This is a genomic window from Pseudomonas sp. IT-P171 (assembly GCF_949767765.1).
GTDB lineage: Bacteria > Pseudomonadota > Gammaproteobacteria > Pseudomonadales > Pseudomonadaceae > Aquipseudomonas > Aquipseudomonas fluorescens_B.
The window spans coordinates 61,108-82,041 of the sequence record NZ_CATKQN010000059.1 but is presented as its reverse complement, the minus strand read 5'-3'; the positions used below and the strand labels follow the sequence as shown (position 1 = coordinate 82,041).

The window sequence follows — 20,934 nt, the reverse complement described above, 5'->3', positions numbered from 1 at the left end:
ACCTATCAGCTAGATATCGCAGAATCAGCGGTGCGGAACCTCGCGAGGGATTCGAAGAGTGTCATCGTCAGGTAGCGATTTTTCTTGGTGGTGAATGGACAAGGCTAGGTACATCATTGCCGTTTTGGACATTTTGAATAGGCCCATGATCTGCTGTTCAAGGTCTTCGATTGATATGGCTTCACCATACGACTGGAGCCGTTTTTTTTCTGTTATAAGCTCAACTAGTTTTTTGTGCTCTTCGCTATCAGCATCCAGCTCGCTCAGCTTTGTTTCGGCTGCTTTTAGGGTGTTTTCCGGGTTATAGGGTTTCTGGGATAGCTCATATCCGAACGAGTCAACTATTTTCAGCGATTTATGCTCAAGAGCATTCCGTATTTTATTTACAACGTTTGCTCTTGGGTAGTTAACATCGGCTAGGAAAAGGTTAGCGTTAGGGTCTTTATTGGTAGTGCTATTTTTTTCGCCAGTATCATGTATGTCTTGGCTCAGAAAATAAAGTGCTCTCAAATATGGGTTTTTGACTTCACTCAACCAAATAGCGGGTTTCTGGTTAGAAGAAAATATGCTGTTTATGTTGACTTTGTGTTCGGGTATTTCACCGTCTGAGACTTTAAAAAATTTATAGATGAAGTAAGCGATTTTGTCTTGTATGGAGTAAAGGCAGCGAAGAGCTGTTCTGTAGTGATTGGTCTTTAAGTCGTAGAAGGTCGAATCGTAGCTTTCGACTTGTGAGGTTGTCGAATTATACATGTGCTCAGTTTCGATTGGGATTTGTAAGGCGGTATGGAATAGGTATCTAGCATATTTATAGGTGTCTTTTATCTCTTCAAAGTGCGAGTGGTATGAAAGCTCTTCACTGGGGAGTAATAAGTGATTTGTTTTTCCATAAAATGAAGGCAAGTAAAGACAATCTTCGTATGCGTATTCCTCTGTGATGACATTGTTTGTGAAATTCAGGAATAGTTTATTCTTTCCCACCCAGTCAAGGTATGATTTATGCTTTCTGTTCATAAAGTTTTCTTTGTGAGTGTCTGAGTGGTCGGAATCTAGATATTTAGGGTATTGGGCTTCAAACCATTTGCAGTAATGATTGAGTCGATGATTTAGCTGCTCAAATAAGTTCTGTTCTCCCGGAGTGCTTACGCTTTCTGATAGTTTTGCTTTTTTAGAAAGTCTATATGAATGTTTGTAGAAAAAGAATCTTGAGTTTTCATCATATATGCTCTCGCTGGCTTCTATCAGGCATAGTGCCTTGGTGGTGAGGCCGAAAGCATTTTTTTCATCAATAGCTAAATCATAAAATTCTAAGGCTTCAAGATGCCGATGTTGCTCGGTCAGGTAATTTGCAAGATTTATACTTATTTTTGAGCGTAGGTGTGCAGTACTAAAGTGGGCAAGTCCTTTACGGCTTTCAAAACTATAGTATTTATCTTTTTGACTGCTCAGCTCATGCAAGGCTTTCCGCAAATAATAGATAGCTCTTTTTATGTGAGGTGAACTCCAGTCATCCGCGATTATAGCTCTGTATGCTGAGTAATATCCCGTGCCCACTGTATAATACAGTTGAGCTGTCAAAAATTTAGTTTCACCTTTCTTTTTTTGGACTATCTGGCAGTAGTTTATGAGGTTGGTGCTTGTGGTTTCTATCAGTAAATCCATATTTAAGCTGATATTATGTATTTCTTGATTGTTAAGAGGTTTCTCAGCCATGTTGTCCTGCCAGTAAAGTTTTTGGAGTGAGTGGCCTTCGTGGTATTTTTAACTATATATCTTGCGGTGATGGATAGGCAACGTCAAATATAGCATTGCCATTTCTATATTTTTAATAAATCCATAAAATGCGTATCAAGGTTTTCAAGGGATGTACCCGCCACCAAGAGGATGAATACTTAAAGAAAGCATCTTTGAGATAGAGTTTATTAAGTTGATAATTTACAGTTCTTTATTAGTGTAGTGGCGTTTTACAATCAATGGTTTTGTGTTATGATTTATATGCAGTGGCCTTGATTTGGTTGTCGTCATTCAATTATATGGAAATGGAAATATGGATAAGATCATAAGCGTTTTATTTGCGTCATTAATCGCAGCTTCTTCGCTCTCAGTCTCAGCTGAAACTTTTGAAAGAGTAGAGCTTGATGACCATCGGACCAGTGTTCAATACGCGGGTCCCATCAAGGCTGTTACTAAGGTTATCGAAGGTTATAAATGGCTCGGTCAAACAAACGAGATGAATGGCGGGGTTGTGTTTGAGGCTTATGACAATCCAGATTTTGGTAAAAACGATACTGAGTCTGGTGGGGCTATTATGGTTAAAGCCATTTTTCATACCTATCAAGATGTAAGCAAAGAAGCGATTATGGTCGCTAGACAGAGCAAAATTGCTGGTTTTGTTGAGCTTTATGGTTATGATTCGCCAGATCTTCAATTGCACATAAAAGTGATTGATGATAATACATTTGAAGCTTTTTCAAGCGACAGGGACTATAAAAATAAAGAAAAGTTGTTTGCTTACAAGAAAGTTGAAAAATTCAATAAAAGCCCTTATGCAGATCGTTTAGAATCCGCAGAGGATAGTGGTGTATTTTACTAACTCCTTTCAATGCAAAAAAAAGACTATCTAGATGGTCTTTTTGCTTTTGATTTTTTAAATCAAAACGATATTTGTAAAAAGCTAGAACCTAAATGGATAAGGAAATATGGATAAGATAACTAGTGCTTTACTTGTGTTATTGCTCGCAGCTTCATCGTTCTCTGCATCAGCGGAAACCTTTGAGAGAGTAGAGCTTGATAGAAACAGGACTAGCGTTCAATATGCTGGTCCTATCAAATCTGTGGCTAAGGTTATTGAAGGGTATATGTGGCTTGGCCAAACAAAAGAGATGAATGGCGGAGTTGTGTTTGAAGCTTATGACAACCCAGACTTTGGTAAAAACGACACTGAATCTGGTGGGGCCATCATGGTTAAGGCCATTTTTCATACTTATCAAGATGTAAGCAAAGAAGCAATCATGGTTGCTAGACAAAGCCAAATTTCTGGCTTTGTGGAGCTTTATGGTTATGACTCCCCTGACCTTCAATTGCACATAAGAGTTATTGATAATAATACATTTGAAGCCTTTTCAAGTGATTGGGAAAAAGGGAAATTGTTTACCTACAAAAAAGTCGAAGCTTTTAATAAAAGTCCTTATGCTGATCGTTTGAAGACGCCAGAAGAAAGTGGAACTTGGTATTAATAATTATAACAAAAAGACTATTTTTGTGGTCTTTTTAGTTTGTTTTAATTTTGCTCAATGTGTATCAAGTCCGTAGATAAATGGAAGTGAAATCATGGATAAAATAACCGGTGTATTACTTGCGATATTGATAGCAGCTTCTTCATTTTCAGTAACAGCAGAAACCTTCAAGCGAGTAGAACTTGATAGAAATAGGACTAGCGTTCAATATGCTGGTCCTATCAAATCTGTGGCTAAGACTATTGAAGGGTATAAGTGGCTTGGTCAAACAAAAGAGATGAATGGCGGGGTTGTGTTTGAAGCTTATGACAACCCAGACTTTGGTAAAAACGACACTGAATCTGGTGGAGCCATCATGGTTAAGGCCATTTTCCATACTTATCAAGATGTAAGCAAAGAAGCGATTATGGTCGCTAGACAAAGCCAAATCGCTGGTTTTGTTGAGCTTTATGGTTATGATTCACCAGATCTTCAACTGCACATAAGAGTGGTCGATGATAATACATTTCAGGCTTTTTCGAGTGTAGAGGATTACAAAAATAAAGATCAGTTGTTTTCCTACAAAAAAGTTGAACAATTCAATAAGAACCCTCAAAAGGATCGTTTAAAGTCAGCAAGGGATAGTGGTATGAATTTTTAGTGGGCTATTGTGTAAATAAAGGACTGGCTACGCAGTCGTTTGTTTAGTTGATTGTTTAAAAAGGCCACCGAAGTGGCCTTATTTATTACAAATCAGCTTTTAGCTTGTCAAACTCCTTTTTGACATCGCCAAGCATTAACTTCCGTCCGGTGTTTTCTTTGGAACCGTGATAGATACGTGAAATAGTATTGGGGATTGCACAGAGTGCAGTTCCAACGATATAAGCAAGCCATCCTTTGGTAATGTAAATGCTCAGTGCGATAGCGACCATTCCGGCAGCGGCGGTTATCCTGCTGCCATTATAAATTTTCATTTCTCCATTTTCATAGTAAGTATCGGAAACCGATGCTAACCCCACGCTCGAAAGCGTCCCAGAAACTGGCATAGCCATGAGCATAAATTCTTGAGCAGTAAAAGTATCTCTATCGCGAATGTATCCTAGTGGGTATATCTCACCCATTGGGGTGACTTGGTAAGCGACTGGCTCTCCCTTTTTAAATGCCATCAGGATTTTCTTCCCGACAGGGGCGTGCAGGCTTTCGTTGATCAATATTACTGGCAACAAGTCGCCGTCAGGGAATTCAAGAACCACCTCAAGTTTTACGTTTGTTCCGATATTGTTTCTGACAGAAACGTTGTTACCTTGCTTGGTCGTTGTAACTGAACCGCTAGTGTGGGAGCTGACCGTTTTATCTCTTACGGTGACAGGCAAACACTCAAATACAGGTTTTTTACTCATAGCTATTCCTTAGCTCCGCTAGCATCAAAACAACACATAAGACGAAACGCATGATTTGAATTCATCCCTTTCCCCAATTCGTTAAACTGCTTATGCCAAGCTAAACGTTGGCATAACGCCATCATCCCTTAAGGTGAGAAACCTATCAAGTCTGAGGTCGCCAATCAGGCGAAGAGGACGGTCCGCCCGCTGACGACTTATCCAAGATCAAACATGAGAGCTTGTCTACAGGCCTATCTGAGGCCTCGGTAGGTCAGTGATGGGCAGATCTGAGAGTCAAATAGGCTCTTACGAACTCAAAATTTCATCCGTATGATGGGGGAATGCGTCTAGACCGCAAGAATTCTCTCAGATATGCGTCGTCACAAGCGGATACTGGATGGCAGGCTGAAAGCAAGGTCGTAGTTTTTGCTTAAGGTGATGGATTTTAGAATGTGTTTTGGAAAAATTGCGTAAGAAAGCTATTTTCTATGTCGAGTAATAATTTGAGAGGCAAACATGGACTGCATGAGTTGGGACAAGCTGCTGAATAATACCCGTCTCGGCGGTAGGCCTCCTAAATCTGAGCTAGGCCGTTCGCCTTTCCACTCAGACCATGACAAGGTTATCTTTTCCGGGGCTTTCAGACGCCTTGCAAGAAAGACTCAGGTTCATCCTCTTGCCACTAATGACCATGTGCATAATCGTCTTACACATAGTTTAGAAGTGGCTTGTGTTGGTCGAACTTTGGGGGTGAGAGTAGGTCAAGAGCTTCTGAATGAAAGACTTATTCCTGAGCAACATTCAGCTTCCGATATTGGTGATATTGTCCAAACTGCTTGTCTAGCTCATGACATTGGCAACCCTCCCTTTGGGCATACAGGTGAAGAAGCAATTCGTCACTGGTTCTCCAATGATGTCGGGGCAAAAATGATTGAGCATTTGCCATTCAATGAAGCTACTGACTTGCGTAGGTTTGAAGGTAATGCCCAAGGGTTCAGGGTTTTAACTACCTCAGAATATCATCCCTATGAAGGAGGAATGCGTCTAACCTATGCGTCACTTGGAGCTTTCATTAAGTATCCTTGGCTGGCTGGTGATGCTGTTAACATGCATAGGCCTATCCAGAATAAATATGGTATTTACTGCTCTGAATTGGATTTGTTCAATGAAGTAGCGGACGCTACTGGCTTGTTAAAGCTGGGGGATGGTTGGCGGTGTCGCCATCCACTGGCTAACTTGATGGAAGTGTCTGATGACTTCTGCTACGCCATTCTTGATTTAGAAGATGGTGTAGAGATGGGTATCCTTGAGTGGGATAAAGTCTTTGAGATTTTGTGCCTTGTCCTTGATGACCACCAGAAGAATCAGCTTGTCAAAGAAATTCAGGGAATGAAGGTTGGCCGAAGGCTCTCTATGGTTCGTGGAAAAGTCATTTCAGCTTTTGTAGATGCTGGAGCGAATGCTTTCATGAATAATCATAATGAAATCATGACAGGCAAGGTGTTAGGTATCTTAGACCTTTGTGATAAGAACGTGCGTGAGTGTGTAACAGCCGCCAAAGGTCTTGCTCGTGATGAAATCTTCCAGCATCCAAGGAAGGTTGAGTTAGAAATAGGGGCTTATAGCACTATTTCTACGCTACTTAATGTTAGCTGCTCTGCAGCCTTGGAATATGTCAGAAAGGATGGTGTGGCTGATTCGAAGACTAGAAGGGTGGTTGAGCTTCTTGGGCTAGACTTGAAGAGTTTAGACGCCAGTGGGACTGTTTCCAAGGAGTACGGTGCAATCATGCAGGTTCTGGATTACGTGAGTGGTATGACAGATAACTATGCCATGCACTTGGCTCGACAGTTTAGTGGTATGGGCGGGGAGCGAATCTAGGTGGCTTGGCTCACGGGATCGGTGGTAAAGTGGAGATCTAGCAAAAACCTCCTTATTCTTTTTTTGAAAGCTAAATCTTCCTGATATTGCCAAATAGTTGCACTCATAACCTTTTGGCTGTTGCTTTTCAAAAAATGTCATTTTTGGCTGCAAGGCCCAAGTACAGTTCGCTCTGATAACAGCCGAACTTGTGTTTCTTGTAGCCCAGTGAGTCGGCGTGCTTGGCCGTCCATGGATATTTCAGGTAGGTGCCCAGCGTCGCGTAGGTCAGCCGGGTGCCGCCATCGAACTGGTGATATTCCAGCTGGGTGAGCACCCGGAAGCCCTGGGCATTGCCTTCGAAGTTGAGGAAGTCATTACGTTCGACTTCGCTCATTGCCTCCAGCCATCCACGGCCGGCGGCTTGCTGGAACCAGTGACGGATCGCGTCTTCACCGGAGTGACCGCAGGGTGGATTGCCAATGTCGTGAGCCAGGCAAGCCGATTGCACCACCATGCCCAGGTCGCTGGGTTCGCACCAGTCAGGCAGCGCGCTGCGGATGGTTTCGCCGACGCGCATACCCAGCGAACGGCCAACGCAGCTGACCTCCAGTGAGTGGGTCAGGCGCGTGTGGATATGATCGTTGCTCGTGACGGGATGGACTTGGGTCTTGCGCCCGAGGCGGCGAAAGGCGCCCGAGAAAATGATGCGGTCGTGGTCTTTGTGGAAAGGGCTGCGGCCGAGTTCTTCCGGGCTGTGCAGAGGCTTTCCGAGGCGTTCGCGGGTGAGCAGGGTTTGCCAATCCAAGGCTGGTTCTCTCCGTCAGGTGACTGAGCGCCTAGCTTCCCGTTTCACACCGACACCTGCAAGCGGAACTACAGCCCGGCGGCATCGATATCGATGAGCAGCAGTCGCTCGCCGTTGTTGAAAAACTGTCCGGCCGTGAGGCAGTACTGGTTGCTGGTGGCGTCACGGTAGGTGTTGGAAAGCGTCAGCCGGCGCTCATCCCAACCCTCTGCCAACAAATGATAGAAGTACGGACGCCATGACCAGTTGTGTCCCAGGTAGCGATCGTCGGCTACCCAGCCATTGTTGCGCCATTCAAGGTTTGGCGTCAGTTGCGTGCCGTGACGGTCGCATTGATAGAAGCGCAGCAGCCAGGGAAAGGCGTCCAGCTGTGGCAGGGCACTGAGTGGCGCGCATGCCTGGGCCCACGTTTGCAGAATCGCCATCAGCTCGCAGAGTTGCTGACGCATGATCATCAGTCGGCCGCGCTCAGCGAGTTTTTGTTGGACATAGCGCTGACGCAATTGGGCAAAGCGCTCCACAAAAGCATCGGTGGCAAAGAAGTCGGCTTGCGCGCGAGCGAACAGGAAACCCTGCACGTAGCGTGAACCACACTCCAGGGCAAAATTCAGCTGCGCTTCGGTTTCAACGCCTTCGGCAATGATCCAGCACCCGGTTTTTTCCGCCATTTGCGCAAGGGCCTTGACCACATCACTGCTGGGTCCGCCCAACGCAGCGGCCTGGAACAACCGCATATCCAGCTTGAGGATGTCCGGTTGCAGAGCGAGCACACGATCGAGTTGTGAGTAACCGGCACCGAAATCATCGATGGCGATCCGCGCACCGACTTGCCGATATCGCGCAACCACGTCTGCCAGGCGCTGGATGTCGCCGCCCAGTTCGGTGATTTCGAAAACGATGCGCTGTGGGTCGACGCCATGCCGGTTCAATTGCTTGAGGCTGGGCAGCGCCTGGTCCGCGCGCAAACGACTGATCCAGCGAGGCGACATGTTCAGACTGAGGAACCAGTCGGCGGGCGCTTCGTGCAAACGGCTCAGGGCGTTATCACGGATCTGGCGATCCAGGCGGCGGAGTGCGATGGCCGGGGTGCGCGGGTCGGCAAACAGCGGCCCCACGGAGGCCAGTTGACCGTCGGTCTGTCGCAGTCGACCCAATGCCTCTACGCCGGCGATACGGCCGGTGGCGGTATCGATGAACGGTTGAAAGCAGGCAAGCGGTTGCCCGTCGATCACGAGGCCTCCTTAGTAGGTCTTGTTTTTGGATGACACCCGATGGCTGGGTAGGCACGCAGGTCTGAACCTCTCGATAAAGAGGCTCATCCCGGTGATGTTGCAAGAATGCAGCCAGATAGTGGCCTAGTGTTTAGGCGCAGAGCCTTGCATGACCAACTTGATCAAAGGCCCCAGCGTAGTGCCCAGGCGTACCAGCCGAGTCAGGCTGCTCACGCCGCCGCTCCTGGTGCCCTTGCCGGTCAAAAAACCCAACAGGGTCACGACCGCCACGCCCCAGAGCGGGGCATGCTTGATGCCGAAACCGTCATGCAGGTTTTGCGTCAATCCGCGCACCCGCTGCAAGGGTTGCAGCAGTTGCGCGGATTCGTGGCGAATTTCCTGGCGATGCATTTCCATACGCAGGCGAATCAGCGCCTTGCGCATTTCCGTGCGCGAGCTGTTGTGAGGCAGTTCAGGCAGGTTCATGGCAGCAGGCGCTCCCTATCATTGGCCAATTCTTCCAGGGTGCCGTGGAAGGGTGAGGATTCATCAAAAATCGCCGCCCTCAGACGCATCCCGCAGAAGATGCACGCAAGGGTGTAGAACACGCAGAGCCCGATGATGGCAGGCAGGCGATAAGTGTCCCAGAACAGGATCAGCACCAGCGTCGATAACCCCACCAGCAACAGCAAGGCAAACACCAACGCCAGGCCTGCGAACAGCAACAGGCTGACGGTGCGGGCTTTTTGTTCCTGCAATTCGATGCCGAACAATTCGACATGGCTGTGCAGCAATCCAAGGAATGCGGCACCCAGGCGCCGCGGTGAAGAGCTTGGGCCCGTCGCGGACGAGCCGGATTCGCCGATCGTCATAATCAGCGCCGGGTTGCCAGCAGGCCGATCAGGAAGCCCACACCGGCCGCGATCCCGACCGATTGCCATGGGTTGGCCTGAACATAGTCTTCGGTGGCGGTAACGGCGGCTTTACTGCGTTCGCGCAGGGAGTCTTCGGTCAGTTTCAAGGTTTCGCGTGCACGCAGCAGACTGTCGTGGATTTGCTCGCGCAGCTCGTCAGCCTGATCGCCAGCCAATGTCGCGGTATGTTCCAGCAACCGTTCAGTGTCGCTGACCAGTGTCTGAAAGTCGTTCATCAGGATTTCTTGAGCAGTCTTTGCCTTGATGCTGGCCATTGGTGATCTCCGTAAGTGGCTTCTGTTGCGTTCGAGTATGAGCCTTGGGTGAAGGTTCAGTGCAAATCACTGGTACAACTTTTGCTGTGTCGTGGTGCGCCGGCCCGTTTGACTGCGCTGTTGCCGGGCAGGAATCGAGCAAAACCTTATCTCAAATAATGAAAACCCGCGCAAAGCTTCCCGCCTTATGCGCCAAAGCGGCACATCAGGATCAATGTGTAGATCCTGGAAGGTTGCAATTTGGTGCATGAATTGTCTGCGCGAACTGCTTTGGTGCTTTTTTAGCCTTCAGGTCTGCCAACATCATGGAAAATCTGCAAAGCGCTGTGGACAGTCTGGTCCATAGCTCCAACACGTTGTTCATCCTGATTGGTGCTGTCATGGTTTTGGCCATGCATGCCGGTTTTGCCTTTCTCGAAGTCGGTACGGTTCGACAGAAGAACCAGGTCAACGCGTTGTCGAAGATCCTCAGCGACTTCGCCATTTCGACCCTGGCCTACTTCTTTATAGGCTATTGGATTTCCTATGGGGTGACCTTTCTGCAACCGGCGGCAGTGATCAATGCCGATCATGGTTATGGCCTGGTGAAGTTTTTCTTTCTGCTGACGTTCGCGGCAGCGATACCTGCAATCATTTCCGGCGGCATCGCCGAGCGCGCGCGGTTCGTACCACAGTTGTGTGCGACGGCGCTGATCGTGGCGTTCATCTATCCGTTTTTCGAAGGCATGATCTGGAACGGTAACTTTGGCCTGCAAGCCTGGTTGCTGGAACGCTTTGGCGCAGGTTTCCACGATTTCGCCGGCTCGGTGGTGGTTCACGCCATGGGCGGCTGGCTGGCGCTGGCGGCGGTGTTGTTGCTCGGGCCAAGACAAGGTCGCTATCGCGACGGAAAGCTGGTGGCGTTTGCACCCTCGAGCATCCCGTTCCTGGCGTTGGGGTCGTGGATCCTGATCGTTGGCTGGTTCGGTTTCAACGTGATGAGTGCGCAAACCTTGCAAGGGGTCAGCGGGCTGGTGGCGGTGAACTCGCTGATGGCCATGGTCGGCGGCACCGTGGCGGCGCTGATTGTCGGGCGCAATGACCCGGGCTTTCTGCATAACGGCCCGCTGGCCGGGCTGGTGGCAATCTGCGCCGGTTCCGATCTGATGCATCCGGTAGGGGCGCTGGCTACAGGCGCCATCGCCGGGGCGCTGTTTGTCTGGTGCTTTACTGCTGCCCAAGGCAAATGGCACATCGATGACGTATTGGGGGTCTGGCCGTTGCATGGCCTGTGCGGGGTCTGGGGTGGAGTCGCTTGCGGTATCTTTGGCCAAAGTGCATTGGGTGGTCTGGGCGGTGTGAGCCTGATCAGCCAGTTGATCGGAACCACGCTGGGCGTGGTCGTGGCGCTGGCCGGTGGCTTCGCGGTGTATGGTGTGATCAAGGCGCTTCATGGCCTGCGTCTGAGCCAGGAAGAAGAGTATTACGGCGCAGACCTGTCGGTGCACAAGATCGGCGCCGTGAGCCAGGATTGAGTCAGTTCTCTTCATCGTTGGCGCCGGGATACAAACCGTGCAACAGGCGATAGCGGTCATGTCGTATCTGGTCGGCCCGCTCCTGGACCTGATGCGCGGGTAAACCCAGCATGATCAACGCGTGGGAGGCTAGCATCAGGCTCGACTCCAGTAATTCGGGTACGACTTCGCTGGCGCCGGCAGCTTTCAACTCGGCCAGTTGGCTGTCGTCGCGAGTACGTACCAGGATGGGAACGGTCGAGTTTAATCGGCGCGCCTCCTTGAGAATCAGCAACGCGATATCGGCCTGGTCCACGGCTATCACCAGCAGCCTCGCGCGGGCCAGCCCTACCGCCAGTAGCAGTTCACCGCGCCGTGAGTCGCCATAGTGCACACAGGTTTCACCCACGGCGGCTTCCTGGACACGCACCGGATCGGTGTCCAGCGCGATATAGGGCTGCAGCGCGTTACGCAGCGCTCGCCCGATGGACTGGCCTACGCGACCGTAGCCACAGATCACCACATGGCTGTGCAATCCGGCGTTAAGCGTGCTTATTTCCTCGAGTTTGGCTTCTTCGTTGGGCTTGCGGTGCAGGCGTGTGGCGATGTGAGGCGCCGCGCGCAGCAACAGTGGCGTTAGCAGCATCGAGCAGAAGGTCGCGGCCAGCAACAGCCCGCCGAGGTCGGCGGGCATCATCTTGTTCTGTTGCATCTGAGCCATCAATGCGAAGCAGAACTCGCCACCCTGGGCCAGTGCCAGACCGCTGCGCCAGGCCGTTTCAACATCGTTTCCGCGCCATTTGACCAGCAAGGCGACCACGCAACCCTTGATCAGCAGCAACCCCAGGGTCAGCCCGAGGATCAGCAAGCCGTGACTGAGAAACAACTGCAAATCGATGAGCATGCCAATGCTGACGAAGAACACCCCGAGCAGAATGTCGCGGAACGGCCGGATATCGGCTTCGATCTGATGGCGGTAGTGGCTTTCTCCGAGCAACATTCCGGCGAGAAAGGCGCCCAGGGCAGGGGAGAGCCCGAGCAAGTGAGTGAGCCAGGCCGTGAGCAGAACAATCACCAGTGCCAACAGTACAAACAGTTCCGCGGAACGGGCGGCCGCCACTTCATGAAACAGCCGTGGCAACAACCAGCGACTGGCCATCAGCAGGCCGACGAAGAGCAAAACGGTCTTGCCGAGCGTCACAGGTAACGCCCAGTACCAGGCCTGATCGCTGTTGCCGGCGAACACCGGCACGAGAGTCAGCAGCAACACTGCCACGATGTCCTGGAACAGCAATACGGCGATGGCATTTTGTCCGTGGCTGCTGAAAATCTCGCCCAGACTGCCCAGTTCCTTGCTGACAATGGCCGTGGAAGACAGCGACAGGCCGGCTCCGAGCAGCATCGCAGGTGTCGCCGACATGCCGAACAGCATCAGCAAACCCCCCAGCAGTACCGCAGTTATCAGTACTTGCTGGCTGCCGAGCCTGAACACGACTTTGCGCAAGGCGAGCATTTTCGACAGGGAAAATTCCAGCCCGAGGGAGAACAGCAGAAACACCACCCCGAGCTCGGCGAGGTCGGGCAGGTCTTCGCTTTCATTGACCCAGTTGAACGCCGTCGGGCCGATCATCAGCCCCACGCACAGGTAACCCAGCACCGGTGGCAGGCGCAGGCGCTGGAACAGTGCAATCACCACCAGGGAGGAGGCGAGAATGATCAGAAGGTTGGCGAACACGAAAACTCCAATGACAAGCGCTGGCTACTCAAGCGTAGAGGCAAAAAAGCGGCAAGGGTCGCGTAAATGACATCCAGTCCGAATGATTTGAGTCAGGAGTTTGCCGAAATTCTTTGAATTCAACCTTCTCCGGTCGCGTTGGGCAGTGACTCGACTGCTTTTGATCGCAGGCCTAGAATGTACGTCTACTTTGCCGGGTCCTGTGCTCATGCCTCCTGAATGTCAGCTTTTCGGCACCATTGGGTGCCATCTTTGTGAAGTGGCCGAAGCCATGCTGATGGCATTTGTCGAGCACGGTCTGCTGGTTGAACTGGTGGATATTGCTGAGGACGAATCATGGTTCGAAGCCTACAGTTTGCGCATTCCGGTGCTGCGACGTTGCGATAACGGCGCCGAACTTGCCTGGCCCTTTGATTCCGAGCAGGTTGTGGCATTCCTGCGCTGAGCTGGACACCTTTTGCGAGCCCCATCCGTCGCGGTCTTCGTTCCGGTCATTGGCGAAATTCAGGTTATTCGGTTACTGTATGTTCATACAGTTGCTCGGATTGCCTGTCATGTCTGCCCTGTTGGGGATTGGGCAGGTGATCCCGGAAGTCAGAGGGAAGAATCGTGGTCAATGTCGAACAATTGAAGAACAGCGTGAACCGGATGTCGGTGGACGTGGTGCGTGAAGCCGTCCTCGAGTTGCAACTGGATGGTCTGGTCACGGAAGGGAAAACTCCGTTCAACAAGCTGCATTTCAATACCTGTTTCGCCGAAATCGAGGCACTTTTCCAGCGTGCGGGTTATCACCGCCAACTGGATGTCGTGGGCTATCAGGGGTTGTTGTACGCACTTTATGATCCGGGGCGCTGGGAAGCGGTCGATGTGTTGCGCTGGCTCAAGGAGTTCACTGAAGCGGCGGCACGCTCGCAGTCGATTCCGGCCTGAGGATTCTCTTCTAGGTTCGTTCCGGCCACTGCTGGATAATGCCGCCCTGTATCGAGAGTCAGAGCGTTCGTATGTCCACTTCATCTTTTTCTGCTGCACACAACCAGGCCAGCACACTCTACTTGCCGCCTGGGCCGTGGCAGACCGTGCTCGATTGCCTGAGTGAACACTTCAGCGCCATCAGTCGTGAACAATGGCTGGACAGAATTGCTCGTGGCCGCGTCCTTGACGGGGATGGCGCGCCAATCGCCGTCGATCTTGCCTACAAGGAAGGTCTGCGAATTCACTATTTTCGGGAAGTACCGGACGAAAAGCCGATCCCTGTGATCGAGTCGATCCTGTATGCCGACGAGCATCTGGTGGTGGCAGACAAGCCACATTTTTTGCCGGTGACGCCGGCGGGCGAATACGTCGAGCAGACGCTACTACGGAGGCTGATTCGCCGACTCGATAACCCGCACCTCGTGCCCTTGCATCGCATTGACCGGCATACGGCAGGGCTGGTGCTGTTTTCAGCCAATCCTCAGAGCCGTTCCGCCTACCAGTCGTTGTTCCCCACGCGGCAAATCGAAAAACGTTATGAAGCCATTGCCAGGGCATTGCCCGAACGGGCCTTCCCCCTGGTCCACAAGAGTCGGCTCATCGATGGCGAGCCTTTCTTCCGCATGCAGGAAGGACCGGGCGTCAGCAACACCGAGACGGCTGTCGAAGTCAGGGAGAAGAACGGTGATCTCTGGCGTTACGGGCTTTACCCGGTGACGGGCAAGAAGCATCAGCTGCGGGTACACATGACGGCACTGGGCGCCAGCATCTGCAATGACCCGTTCTATCCGCACGTGCTCAAGGATGTCGTAGACGACTATGCCAACCCGTTGAAGCTTCTGGCACAGGGATTGCGGTTTGTGGACCCGGTTACCGGTGAGCGAAGAGACTTTGAAAGTGCCATCACCCTGGAATGGTGATAGCCGTTTTTCAGCCACGAAAAAGCCCGCTTAAAGCGGGCTTTTCTGTATCCGGTATCGCCGCAAGAATTACAACTCTTTAACGGTACGAACCTGATCCTTGTTCACGCGGGTTTGCTTGCCGTCCAACTGTTCGAACTCGTAGAAACCTGCTTCGTCGTCATACTTTGGCGTGTCGACGGCCTGGATTTCGCGACCGTCATTCAAGGTGATCACAGTAGGCGATGCGCAACCGGCAAGGGTCGCGAGGCCCAAGGCGAGCATGAAAGTGGCGAGGGTCCGTTGTGTCATGAGTGTGTCTCCGAATAGGAATTCTTTTAGTTACTGAGCGTGAGACGTATACAACGCGTGCAAGTTCCTTGGCTAGTGTCAATCTGACACGTTGTTGTGAGCGCTCAGCAACTCCGGGGTATTAAGGTTGGCCAGGCGAGGATCGTTTTCAGGGCATTGCAGAGCAATCGCGCCCAGTTTTCGCATCAGGCGGCCCGGGCTGCGTTCGCCTTCCTGCCAGGCCTTTTCGAATGCTTCGCCCAGGGCTACGGGGATGATGCACAGCAAGGGTTCCCAGTGCTCTCCATGACGCAACATCAGGGGGGTGTCCGGATGCTGGCTGGCCGCTTCGCGCATGCTGTGGAGCAGGGCGGCATCGATGCGTGGTACATCGCACGGCAAAACCATCAGAGATTCATGGCGGGCGGCCTTCAGGCCTGCACGAATACCGGCCAAGGGCCCGGGAAAGTCACCTTCGTCATCATGGACCAACTGGTCGGCGTAGGGCGCGTACTTTTCCAGGTTCCTGTTGCAGGAGATGATCAGGTCGTCACTCAGCGAGCGGGTTTTGCGATGAAGATGCGCAATCAGCGGCTCACCGTGCCACTCGATCAAGCCCTTGTCCTGACCGCCCATACGTTGGCCGCGACCACCTGCGAGGAGCAAAATGGAGCAGGATGGCAACTGTGTATTCAAGGTCATGGCAGGGCTCCATGGGGGCAGTAAAAAAAGAGAGCGCTGTGATATAACACCGGGCTGTTTCTCCTACAACTGGACGAGCCTATGAAAGCCAAGGCTGATGTACCTTTCGCGCCGCTCAACATCGCGGTGCTGACGGTCAGCGACACCCGTACCCTGGAAACCGACACGTCAGGCCAGGTCTTTGTTGACCGCTTGAGCGCTGCCGGCCATAACCTGGCCTTCCGGGTTTTGCTCAAAGATGATCTCTACAAAATTCGCGCGCAAGTTGCCAACTGGATTGCCGACGATGTCGTACAGGTCGTGTTGATCACCGGCGGCACTGGCTTCACGGGGCGAGACAGCACCCCCGAAGCGGTCAGCTGCCTGCTCGACAAGCAGGTCGACGGCTTTGGTGAGCTGTTCCGCCAGATATCGGTGGCGGATATTGGCACCTCCACTGTGCAATCCCGTGCCCTGGCCGGTCTCGCCAACGGCACGTTGGTGTGCTGCTTGCCGGGCTCGACCAACGCCGTGCGCACCGGCTGGGATGGCATTCTTGCCGAACAACTGGACTCCCGGCACCGCCCGTGCAATTTCGTTGCTCATCTGAAACAGGCGGCACCCTGTGAATCCCGCGGGTAAGCCAGGCAAGACAGGCAGCCTGATGGCTGTCGAGGTGGCGCTGGCGCGCTTGCTGGAAATGGCCGAAGCCACGCCGATTGCCGCGCGTGAACGCTTGCCGTTGGCGCAGGTTCAAGGTCGTGTGTTGGCCGCTGACCTGGTCTCGACACTTGATCTGCCGCCGTGGCCCAACAGTGCGATGGACGGATACGCGTTGCGCATGGCCGACTGGACGGGAGAGCCGTTGTCCGTCAGCCAGAAGATTTTTGCAGGTAACGCTCCGGAACCATTGAAGCCCGGCACCTGCGCACGAATTTTCACCGGTGCGCCTGTTCCTGCGGGTGCAGACTGCGTCGAGATGCAGGAAAACGCCGAGGTACTGGCGGATGAGCGAGTACGTTTCCTCGAGGTCCTCACGTCAGGACAAAACATCCGCCCCAAAGGCCAGGAAACCACCGTCGGTGAGTTGATTCTGGCTGCGGGCACACGCCTTGGCCCGATCGAGCAGGGGCTCGCTGCATCACTGGGATGCGCCGAGCTGGATGTGATTCGCAAGGTCCGCGTTGCGGTACTCTCCACCGGCGATGAACTGATTGAACCGGGTCAGGCGCTTGGGCCGGGCCAGATCTACAACAGCAACCGAGTGTTGCTCTGCAGCTGGTTGCAGCGCTTGGGCTGTGAAGTGATCGACGCCGGAATTCTTGCGGATAACCTTGAGACGACGCGTGCTCGCCTTGGCGAGTTGAAGGATGTCGACCTGATACTGTCGACCGGTGGCGTATCGGTAGGTGAAGCCGATTTTCTGGGCATTGCCCTGCGGGAAGAGGGCGAGCTCACGTTGTGGAAGCTCGCGATCAAACCGGGCAAGCCACTGACGTTCGGGCATTTTCGTGGGGTTCCGGTGATCGGGCTACCCGGTAACCCGGCGTCGACTCTGGTGACCTTTGCCCTGTTGGCGAGGCCCTATCTCTTGCGCCGTCAGGGTGTAAAAGACGTTGACCCCTTGAAGGTGCAGGTGCCTGCAGGATTTGTATGGCCCAAGGCAGGCAATCGACGCGAGTATTTGCGAGGACGTCTGGAGAACGGCCGGGCAATCATTTACAAGAATCAGAGTTCGGGTGTGTTGCGCAGCGCAGCGTGGGCCGATGGTCTGGTCGAAGTGCGAGAAGATCGCACATTGGTGGAAGGTGACAGCGTAGGCTTCATTCCGCTGAGCGAAGTCCTGGGCTGATACCTGCCGCATCTGTCATACAAACCCGGTTCATCGAACCGGGTTTTGCGTTCATGGCGTCCTCTTATCGAGCGAGAAGTGCCACCAACTGGTCGAACCGACTGTTGGCGATCCACCCCAGAAGCCCGAGAACCACGGCTGTTCCGCCGGCCGAATAGGCGAGCCTGTGTTTGATGGACCTGACGTCACCCCGGACTTCTTCCATGTCTCTGCGGATGTATTCGAGGTGTGTTTCCAGTTCAACGACTCGAGGTTCCATTTCAACTTCTCCAGTGGTTTTGGCGCACTTATTGAATTCGGCTTGATAGCTGGCCCGCCTTTCTGCGAGCGGTGTGACCGGAGTAACCGGCATCCTGATGTCATGGCTTTGCATGATACGTCCCTGTAGTTCCTGCTGATGACGGATAAACCGTACCGCCAAGTTGTACCAATCAGGGTTGAGGGTCAATTGAGCCGATTCCTCAGGTTTTGTAAGAAAAAATCCCACCTTGTAGGACCTCAATACGGTACGACTTGAAATAATTCATTTTTTTGCGACTTTTATGGGGCGCAGTGAGGTCACATTTCCCATACGGAATTCAATCATGGGAGTGACCACAATGGGCGAACGCAAGGCACTGTTGATTCTGCACGGCAAGCAGGCGCTCAACGAGGAGGTCCGGGCAGCCGTCGAAGAAAAGCGCTCACAAGGCTGGGAATTGGCTGTCCGACTGACCTGGGAGGCCGGCGACGCACAGCGGTTGGTAGACGAAGCGCTGGCGGCGGGCTACAAGCAGCTCATCGCCGGCGGTGGCGACGGGACGTTGCGCGATATTGCCGAGGCGATGGCCGCGCATTCGACGCAGGCCAGTCTGGTGCTGATGCCATTGGGAACCGCCAACGATTTCGCCCGCGCCGCGGGTGTGCCGCTGGAACCTGATCAAGCCTTGAAACTTCTGGACGCTGAACCCCGTGCCATCGATTTGGGCGAGGTCGGCGGTCAGGTGTTCCTGAACATGGCCACGGGCGGCTTCGGTAGCCAGGTCACGGCGAACACCTCTGAAGACTTGAAAAAAGTACTGGGTGGCGCGGCTTATCTGTTCACCGGTTTATCACGCTTCAGTGAATTGCATGCGGCCTATGGTGAGCTGCATGGCCCGGATTTTCAGTGGAGTGGCGAGTTGCTGGCGTTGGGCATCGGCAATGGCCGTCAGGCGGGCGGCGGTCATATGCTGTGCCCGCACGCACTGGCAGACGACGGTCTGCTGGATATCAGCATTCTGCCTGCACCGCAGGAAGTGGTCGGAACATTGAAAAGCTTGCTTGCCGATGGTTTCGGTATCGACAACATGTTTGTGCGCGCGCGCTTGCCATGGGTCGAGATCAAGGTCTCGGAGGGCCTCTACATCAACCTTGATGGCGAACCGCTGGAAGGCGAAAGCCTGCGCTTCTCGGCGCGCCCGGCGGCACTGCGGGTGCATTTGCCCGAGCATTCGCCACTGCTGAGTGTCCCGGCAGCGATCAATCGTCCAGGCTGATGATTTGCTCACGCACGGCGAAGAGGACCAGGCCCGCCACATCGTAGATCTGCAAGCGCTTCATGATCTGCGAGCGATGGGTTTCAACCGTCTTGATGCTCAGGCCCAGGCCGTTGGCGATTTCCCGGGTGGATTTTCCGCGAACGATCAGTCGCAGGATTTCCAGCTGGCGCGCGGTCAGGTTGTGCGAGTCGGCGGGTTCCGGCTGGTGTTTCTGGTTGCGGGTCAGCGCCTGGTTGATGACGGTATGGGCAATGGCCGGGCTCAGGTAGCGCTCGTTGTTGCGCAGGGCATCCAGCGCATGTTCGAGTTCGGTGGCCGTTGTGTCCTTGAGCAGGTAGCCGTGAGCGCCAGATTCCAGTGCCTGCATGATGAGCGCCGGGTCAGTGTGCATCGACAGGATCAACACTTTGCTTTGCGGGTGTACTCGCTTGAGTCGCTGCAAAGCTTCAAGGCCTCCGGTTTCCTTCATGGAAATATCCAGCAGCACGATGTCCGGGGACAGTCGCTCGACCATCTCGAGCAACTGCGAGCCGTCATTGGCCTCGCCGATTACCGCGTAGCCGGGAATATCCAGCACCAGAGCGCGCACGCCAGCTCTGATCAGCGAGTGGTCATCCACCAAAAGTAAGTTACAAGTCAATGCAAAACCTTATTCGTACTGGCCCGTTCCAGCGCACGTGGCGCCCACGGGAAGAGAGCTTCGATTTGAGTGCCTTTGCCCGGCTCGCTGGTCACGCACAGCGTACCGCCCAACTGGTCGATCCGTTCCGACATCCCGGCCATTCCACGTTGTCCCTCACGGCCGGGATCTGTCGCCGGCGCGAAACCCAGGCCGTCATCGCTGATCAACAGCGTCAGGCCTTGAGGCTGGCGTTGCAGGCGAACCAACAGATTTTTCGCTTCGGCGTGGCGCAATATATTGGTCACCGCTTCCTGGGTGATTCGAAAGGCGGCGACGGCCATTTCTTCCGGGATGCCGGTCAATCGTGAGTGGCATTCCAGGCTCCAGTGCACCTGCGTATTAGCCAGTGTCTTGAGCAAATGTGCACGCAGACTGGCTTCCAGCCCAAGGCTGGTCAGCTGCCTGGGATTGAGAATGGCCGACACGTCACGAACTTTGGTCAGGGTTTCTTCCAGCGTGTCGCAGAGCGTTGAGCATTGATCTTGCAGCTCTTCGGGCATTCGACGTTTCAGCCATTCACTTTGAAGTTTTGCCGCAGTCAGTAACTGGCCGATATCGTCATGCAGTTCCCGACTGAGTCGGTGCCGTTCGTTTTCCTGAACCTTCAATAATCGGTCGGCCAGCTCTTGTGGTTCGAACTTTATAGACTTGCGCGAGAGGCAATGCTGCGCCAGGACGCAAGCCAGCGCCGCCATATTCAGCAGCAGCAGACTGAGTGGCAGGCGAGTGGACAGGCTATAGATCGCCAGACTGCCGAGCGCCGAGCAGGTACACAGCAATAGCGTGAACCGGCGCGCGTTTTCTCGGGAGGGTGGCCACGTGGTGATTGACTTGAGGCTGGCGTACATAGCGGATGGAGCCAATGGATGTTCGCTGCGGGCAGACCGGTCATGTTGACTGACGGGTCTCTGTCTGAGTCACTCTGCCATTAATTGACGTCAACTAATGGTCGGCATAATACCACTTAAGATACCGTTGGTCGCGTTTGTATATATGTCCGTACAGTCAGGAAATAAAGAGTCTGGACTTGAGTTCCACAATGGAAAAAGTTTGCCGGCAGGGAAGGATATTTGTAATGAGCTGTCGTTGACAGATATGAAGTATTCAATTGCGACATGAGCGTGCGCAAGTTACAGAGTGGCCG

General features: G+C 52.9%; 23 protein-coding genes and 1 pseudogene. 11 read left to right on the top strand and 13 right to left on the bottom strand.

Features of this window, described 5'->3' with window-relative positions:
- Positions 1-24: 24 nt before the first annotated feature.
- Positions 25-1,713 (bottom strand): LA2681 family HEPN domain-containing protein, encoded by a 1,689-nt coding sequence (locus ACM6I5_RS28140; protein ID WP_414885115.1) that lies wholly within the window; start codon positions 1,711-1,713, stop codon positions 25-27.
- Positions 1,714-2,047: 334 nt separating this feature from the next.
- Here ACM6I5_RS28140 and ACM6I5_RS28135 point away from each other — a divergent pair, with 334 nt between their 5' ends.
- The 3 genes from ACM6I5_RS28135 to ACM6I5_RS28125 all read left to right on the top strand — a co-directional run bounded on the left by ACM6I5_RS28135 (position 2,048) and on the right by ACM6I5_RS28125 (position 3,876).
- Entirely contained in the window at positions 2,048-2,593 is a 546-nt protein-coding gene (locus tag ACM6I5_RS28135) for a hypothetical protein (protein WP_414885114.1), read from the top strand.
- A gap of 106 nt (positions 2,594-2,699) precedes the next feature.
- A complete protein-coding gene (locus ACM6I5_RS28130; RefSeq protein ID WP_414885113.1) occupies positions 2,700-3,236 on the top strand; it encodes a hypothetical protein in 537 nt (178 codons plus the stop codon).
- Positions 3,237-3,330: 94 nt separating this feature from the next.
- Entirely contained in the window at positions 3,331-3,876 is a 546-nt protein-coding gene (locus ACM6I5_RS28125) for a hypothetical protein (protein ID WP_414885112.1), read from the top strand.
- Between the two features lie 85 nt (positions 3,877-3,961).
- Here the strand turns inward: ACM6I5_RS28125 and ACM6I5_RS28120 are convergent, their stop codons facing one another.
- Entirely contained in the window at positions 3,962-4,615 is a 654-nt protein-coding gene (locus ACM6I5_RS28120) for a hypothetical protein (protein WP_414885111.1), read from the bottom strand.
- A 507-nt stretch (positions 4,616-5,122) separates the two neighbouring features.
- On the opposite strand from ACM6I5_RS28120, the gene ACM6I5_RS28115 reads away from it, so the two are divergent.
- On the top strand, positions 5,123-6,478 hold the full coding sequence (locus tag ACM6I5_RS28115; RefSeq protein WP_414885110.1) for a deoxyguanosinetriphosphate triphosphohydrolase: 1,356 nt from the start codon (positions 5,123-5,125) through the stop codon (positions 6,476-6,478).
- A 157-nt stretch (positions 6,479-6,635) separates the two neighbouring features.
- Here ACM6I5_RS28115 and dgt read toward each other — a convergent pair.
- From dgt to ACM6I5_RS28090, 5 genes and pseudogenes are all read right to left on the bottom strand, one after another.
- Positions 6,636-7,265, bottom strand: a pseudogene (gene dgt / locus ACM6I5_RS28110) (dGTP triphosphohydrolase); the annotation flags it as partial.
- Between the two features lie 68 nt (positions 7,266-7,333).
- Positions 7,334-8,497: an EAL domain-containing protein gene (locus ACM6I5_RS28105; protein WP_017340003.1), complete on the bottom strand. Its 1,164-nt coding sequence runs from the start codon at positions 8,495-8,497 to the stop codon at positions 7,334-7,336.
- A 123-nt stretch (positions 8,498-8,620) separates the two neighbouring features.
- A complete protein-coding gene (locus ACM6I5_RS28100) occupies positions 8,621-8,962 on the bottom strand; it encodes a hypothetical protein (RefSeq protein WP_017340002.1) in 342 nt (113 codons plus the stop codon).
- Positions 8,959-9,348, bottom strand: a complete 390-nt coding sequence (locus tag ACM6I5_RS28095) for a phage holin family protein (RefSeq protein ID WP_017340001.1) — start codon at positions 9,346-9,348, stop codon at positions 8,959-8,961. The genes ACM6I5_RS28100 and ACM6I5_RS28095 overlap by 4 nt, the downstream gene beginning before the upstream one ends.
- Before the next feature lie 2 nt (positions 9,349-9,350).
- The gene (locus ACM6I5_RS28090; RefSeq protein WP_017340000.1) at positions 9,351-9,665 is read right to left on the bottom strand and encodes a DUF883 family protein; all 315 of its coding nucleotides are present in this window, start codon (positions 9,663-9,665) and stop codon (positions 9,351-9,353) included.
- A gap of 305 nt (positions 9,666-9,970) precedes the next feature.
- On the opposite strand from ACM6I5_RS28090, the gene ACM6I5_RS28085 reads away from it, so the two are divergent.
- Entirely contained in the window at positions 9,971-11,179 is a 1,209-nt protein-coding gene (locus tag ACM6I5_RS28085) for an ammonium transporter (RefSeq protein WP_017339999.1), read from the top strand.
- A 1-nt stretch (position 11,180) separates the two neighbouring features.
- Here ACM6I5_RS28085 and ACM6I5_RS28080 read toward each other — a convergent pair whose 3' ends face one another.
- Positions 11,181-12,893, bottom strand: coding sequence for a cation:proton antiporter (locus tag ACM6I5_RS28080; RefSeq protein WP_017339998.1), 1,713 nt, complete (start codon positions 12,891-12,893; stop codon positions 11,181-11,183).
- Positions 12,894-13,101: 208 nt separating this feature from the next.
- Between ACM6I5_RS28080 and ACM6I5_RS28075 the strand changes: the two genes are divergently transcribed.
- From ACM6I5_RS28075 to ACM6I5_RS28065, 3 genes are all read left to right on the top strand, one after another.
- The gene (locus ACM6I5_RS28075; RefSeq protein WP_017339997.1) at positions 13,102-13,338 is read left to right on the top strand and encodes a glutaredoxin family protein; all 237 of its coding nucleotides are present in this window, start codon (positions 13,102-13,104) and stop codon (positions 13,336-13,338) included.
- 164 nt (positions 13,339-13,502) lie between these two features.
- On the top strand, positions 13,503-13,823 hold the full coding sequence (locus tag ACM6I5_RS28070; protein ID WP_017339996.1) for a transcriptional regulator: 321 nt from the start codon (positions 13,503-13,505) through the stop codon (positions 13,821-13,823).
- 71 nt (positions 13,824-13,894) lie between these two features.
- Complete coding sequence (locus tag ACM6I5_RS28065) at positions 13,895-14,785, top strand: pseudouridine synthase (RefSeq protein ID WP_414885109.1); 891 nt, start codon at positions 13,895-13,897, stop codon at positions 14,783-14,785.
- 69 nt (positions 14,786-14,854) lie between these two features.
- Here ACM6I5_RS28065 and ACM6I5_RS28060 read toward each other — a convergent pair whose 3' ends face one another.
- Both ACM6I5_RS28060 and mobA read right to left on the bottom strand, forming a co-directional pair.
- Positions 14,855-15,076 (bottom strand): YgdI/YgdR family lipoprotein, encoded by a 222-nt coding sequence (locus ACM6I5_RS28060; protein WP_017339994.1) that lies wholly within the window; start codon positions 15,074-15,076, stop codon positions 14,855-14,857.
- A gap of 78 nt (positions 15,077-15,154) precedes the next feature.
- A complete protein-coding gene (mobA, locus tag ACM6I5_RS28055) occupies positions 15,155-15,757 on the bottom strand; it encodes a molybdenum cofactor guanylyltransferase MobA (RefSeq protein WP_017339993.1) in 603 nt (200 codons plus the stop codon).
- An 81-nt stretch (positions 15,758-15,838) separates the two neighbouring features.
- On the opposite strand from mobA, the gene moaB reads away from it, so the two are divergent.
- Together moaB and glp are read left to right on the top strand one after the other, a co-directional pair.
- On the top strand, positions 15,839-16,378 hold the full coding sequence (moaB, locus tag ACM6I5_RS28050) for a molybdenum cofactor biosynthesis protein B (RefSeq protein ID WP_017339992.1): 540 nt from the start codon (positions 15,839-15,841) through the stop codon (positions 16,376-16,378).
- Positions 16,362-17,588: a gephyrin-like molybdotransferase Glp gene (gene glp, locus ACM6I5_RS28045; protein WP_017339991.1), complete on the top strand. Its 1,227-nt coding sequence runs from the start codon at positions 16,362-16,364 to the stop codon at positions 17,586-17,588. The genes moaB and glp overlap by 17 nt, the downstream gene beginning before the upstream one ends.
- A gap of 64 nt (positions 17,589-17,652) precedes the next feature.
- On the opposite strand, the gene ACM6I5_RS28040 is transcribed toward glp, so the two are convergent.
- Positions 17,653-17,961: a hypothetical protein gene (locus ACM6I5_RS28040; protein WP_414885170.1), complete on the bottom strand. Its 309-nt coding sequence runs from the start codon at positions 17,959-17,961 to the stop codon at positions 17,653-17,655.
- A 226-nt stretch (positions 17,962-18,187) separates the two neighbouring features.
- Between ACM6I5_RS28040 and yegS the strand changes: the two genes are divergently transcribed.
- Positions 18,188-19,105, top strand: coding sequence for a lipid kinase YegS (gene yegS, locus ACM6I5_RS28035; RefSeq protein WP_017339989.1), 918 nt, complete (start codon positions 18,188-18,190; stop codon positions 19,103-19,105).
- Here the strand turns inward: yegS and ACM6I5_RS28030 are convergent.
- Positions 19,089-19,748, bottom strand: coding sequence for a response regulator transcription factor (locus ACM6I5_RS28030; protein WP_017339988.1), 660 nt, complete (start codon positions 19,746-19,748; stop codon positions 19,089-19,091). The genes yegS and ACM6I5_RS28030 overlap by 17 nt on opposite strands.
- Positions 19,745-20,638 (bottom strand): sensor histidine kinase, encoded by an 894-nt coding sequence (locus tag ACM6I5_RS28025; RefSeq protein WP_017339987.1) that lies wholly within the window; start codon positions 20,636-20,638, stop codon positions 19,745-19,747. The genes ACM6I5_RS28030 and ACM6I5_RS28025 overlap by 4 nt, the downstream gene beginning before the upstream one ends.
- Between the last annotated feature and the right edge of the window lie 296 nt (positions 20,639-20,934).